The sequence below is a fragment of the Rhodococcus sp. P14 genome (genome assembly GCF_000256505.1).
GTDB lineage: Bacteria > Actinomycetota > Actinomycetes > Mycobacteriales > Mycobacteriaceae > Rhodococcus > Rhodococcus ruber.
The window spans coordinates 1-3,251 of sequence record NZ_AJFC01000215.1 but is presented as its reverse complement, the minus strand read 5'-3'; the positions used below and the strand labels follow the sequence as shown (position 1 = coordinate 3,251).

Here is a 3,251-nt window from a genome sequence, read left to right as displayed (position 1 = left end):
CTCCGTCGCCCGGCTGCCGCGCGCCCAGCTCGCCGGATTCGTCGACTACCTCACCGAGCAGGAGATCCCGGGTTCCGTCCGCGCCCGCCTCGTCGCGCAGGCAGAGGCGGTGACCGTCGTCAGTGCGCACTCGGCGGCCGGCCGCGAGTGGGACGTCGTGGCGGTCGCAGGCGTGCAGGAGGGCCTTTGGCCGAGCCTGCGGGCCCGCGGCACCCTGCTCGGGATCGAGACGCTGATCGACGCGGTCTCCGGGGCCGACGACGGTGGCGACGGCACGACGCGGCTCTCCCGCACCGCCCCGCTGCTGGCCGACGAGCGCCGCCTGTTCCTCGTCGCGTGCAGTCGCGCGCGGCGCACCCTCCTCGTCACCGCCGTGGAATCGGTCGGCGGCGACACCGACATGGTGCGGTCCCGGTTCGTCGACGAGTTGGTGGGCGCGGCCTCGGACGACGAGGTCGACGAGCCGGGGGAGGACGTCTCGGTACTGCCGGAGGAGATCCGCACCCGCGTGCTCGCGCTGCCCACCCTCGTCGCCGAGCTGCGCAGCGTCGTGTGCGATCCCGTGGTGGCCCGCGACGACCCTCAGCGGCAACGCCGGGCAGCGGCACAGCTCGCGCGGCTCGCCCGGGCCCGGGTGCGCGGCGCACATCCGGACCAGTGGTACGGCACCGCCGAACCCAGCACGCAGCAGGAACTGTGGGACCCCGGGGCCGACGCGGTGCCGCTGTCGCCGTCGACGGTCGAACAGCTCACCACGTGCCCGCTGCGGTGGATGTTCGAGCGGCACGGTGGCTCCGACGGCGACAACACCCACGCTGTCGCGGGGAGCCTGGTGCACACGCTGGTCCAGGCGCTCGCCGGACGGATCCCGCCGGACCAGGTGGAGCGGGCGCTCGAACGGGCTTGGGACTCGGTCGATCTCGGCTCGCAGTGGTACGCCCGTCGCGAGCTCGAGCGCACCCGCGCCATGCTGGACACGTTCTCGGCGTGGCTGCGCGGTACCCGTGGCGAGCTCACCGAGGTCGGTGTCGAGATCGCCGTCGACGGCATCCTCGAACCCCGGACCGACGACGAGCCGCGGGTGCGGTTGCGTGGCCGGATCGACCGGCTCGAGCGGGACCCCGAGGGGCGGCCGGTGATCATCGACGTCAAGACCGCGCGCCATCCCGTCACCAAGGAAGCGGCGCAGGAGCACGCGCAGCTGGCGGCCTACCAGGTCGCCGCCGCGGCCGGCGCGATCGACGGGCAGCCCGCCGCCGAACCCGGCGGGGCACGGTTGGTGTTCGTCGCCAAACCTCACAACAAGGAGGGCGCCACCCAGCGGGTGCAGCCTCCGCTGGACGCCGAGACGCTCGACCGTTGGCGTGACGTGATCCACGAAGCAGCCGCGGCCACCCGGGGACCGCAGTTCCTGGCCCGGGTCAACGACGGGTGCCGGCACTGCCCGGTCCTGTCGAGCTGCCCGGCGCACGACGAGGGCAGGCAGGTGACGGGACAGTGACACCACCGACGGTGACCGCGGCCGAGTTGGCAGCCGCGCTCGGGCAGTTCCCGCCGACCGACGAGCAGGCCGCGGTGATCGAGGCGCCGCTGCGGCCCACGCTCGTCGTCGCCGGCGCCGGGGCCGGCAAGACCGAGACGATGGCGGCGCGGGTCGTCTGGCTCGTCGCGAACGGTTTCGTCGACCCGGAACAGGTGCTGGGCCTGACATTCACGCGCAAGGCCGCCCAGCAGCTCACCACCCGGATCCGCCGGCGGCTCGCGAAGCTCGCCGGTTCGCCGCTGGTGCGCGACCTCGACCCCACCGGCGGGCTACGGGCCCGCATTCTCGCCGGGGAGCCGGAGGTGGGCACCTATCACTCGTACGCCGGGCGACTGCTCGGTGAGCACGGGCTGCTGTTGCCCATCGAACCGTCGGCGACGCTGCTGTCCGAGACCGAACTGTGGCAACTCGCGTATCGCGTGGTCAGCGCCTGGGACGGCGACCTCGACACCGACCGCAATCCCGCGTCGGTCACCGAGTGCGTGCTGGCGCTGGCGGGACAGCTCGCCGAGCACCTCGTCGAGCCGGACGACCTGCGCGTCGCGCACACCGAGCTGGACAAACTCGTGCACACGCTGCCCGCGGGCCCCAAGCAACGTGGGGGCCCGGCGAAGACCCTGCTGAACATTCTCGACGTGCAGCAGTCGCGGATCGAACTGCTGCCCCTGGTCGAGCGGTTGGCGCAGACGCTGCGCCGCGAGGGCGCGCTGGACTTCGGCAGCCAGATGTCGCTCGCGGCCCGGATGGCGCGCGACCACCCGGAGGTGGGCCGTGCCGAGCGGGCCCGGTTCCGCGTGGTGCTGCTCGACGAGTACCAGGACACCGGCCACGCCCAGCGCGTCCTGCTGTCGTCGCTGTTCGGCGGTTCGCCGTCCGGCAGGACCGAGGACCCCATGCCCGCCGTGACCGCGGTGGGCGACCCGATGCAGTCGATCTACGGATGGCGTGGCGCGTCCGCGGCGAATCTGCCCCGGTTCTCGACGGACTTTCCGCTGGCGGACGGCAGCCCCGCACCGCGGCTCGAGCTGCTCACCAGCTGGCGCAACCCCCCCGAGGCCCTGGAGCTGGCGAACTCGGCGTCGGAGCCGTTGCGGCACAAGGGTGTCCAGGTGAGCATGCTGCGCGCCAAGCCCGAGCCGGTCACCGGTGACGTCCGGCTCGCCCTGCACACCGACGTCGAGGCCGAACGGGAATGGGTGGCGGAGCGGATCGCCGCCGAGTACGCGGCCGCCCGGGAGTCCGAGGCGCCGCCGCCCACCGCGGCGGTGCTGGTGCGCCGCAACGCCGACGCCGCACCGATCGCCGAGGCACTGCGCGCCCGCGGGCTGCCCGTCGAAGTCGTCGGTCTCGGCGGCCTGTTGCACACCCCCGAGGTCGCGGACGTGATCGCCATGCTGCGGCTGGCCGCGGACCCGACGGCTGGCAGCGCGGCCGTGCGGGTGTTGACCGGGGCCCGCTGGCAGCTCGGCGCCGCCGACCTGCAGGCGCTCTGGCGACGGGCCGGTGAACTCGCCATCGGGGGCCGGTTCGGCGTCGGCGGCTCGGTCACCGACTCGGCCGCCCTGGCCGAGGCGCTCGACAGCGCCCTGCCGGGCGAGCAGTCCGAGCAGGCGGGGATCGCCGACGCACTCTCCGATCCCGGTCCACCGCACCGCTATTCGGAGTTCGGGTACGCGCGCATCGTCGCGCTCGGCAAGGAACTGGCGTC

At 73.9% G+C, this 3,251-nt stretch carries 2 protein-coding genes; both read left to right on the top strand.

The window, feature by feature from the left end; all coding sequences use genetic code 11:
• Window positions 1-1,501, top strand: a 1,501-nt coding sequence (locus OEY_RS0115150) for a PD-(D/E)XK nuclease family protein (RefSeq protein ID WP_010594700.1), incomplete at its 5' end; no start/stop codon positions are given.
• The coding region (locus OEY_RS0115145) for an ATP-dependent helicase (RefSeq protein WP_010594699.1) at window positions 1,498-3,251 on the top strand (1,754 nt) is incomplete at its 3' end. The genes OEY_RS0115150 and OEY_RS0115145, both read left to right, overlap by 4 nt.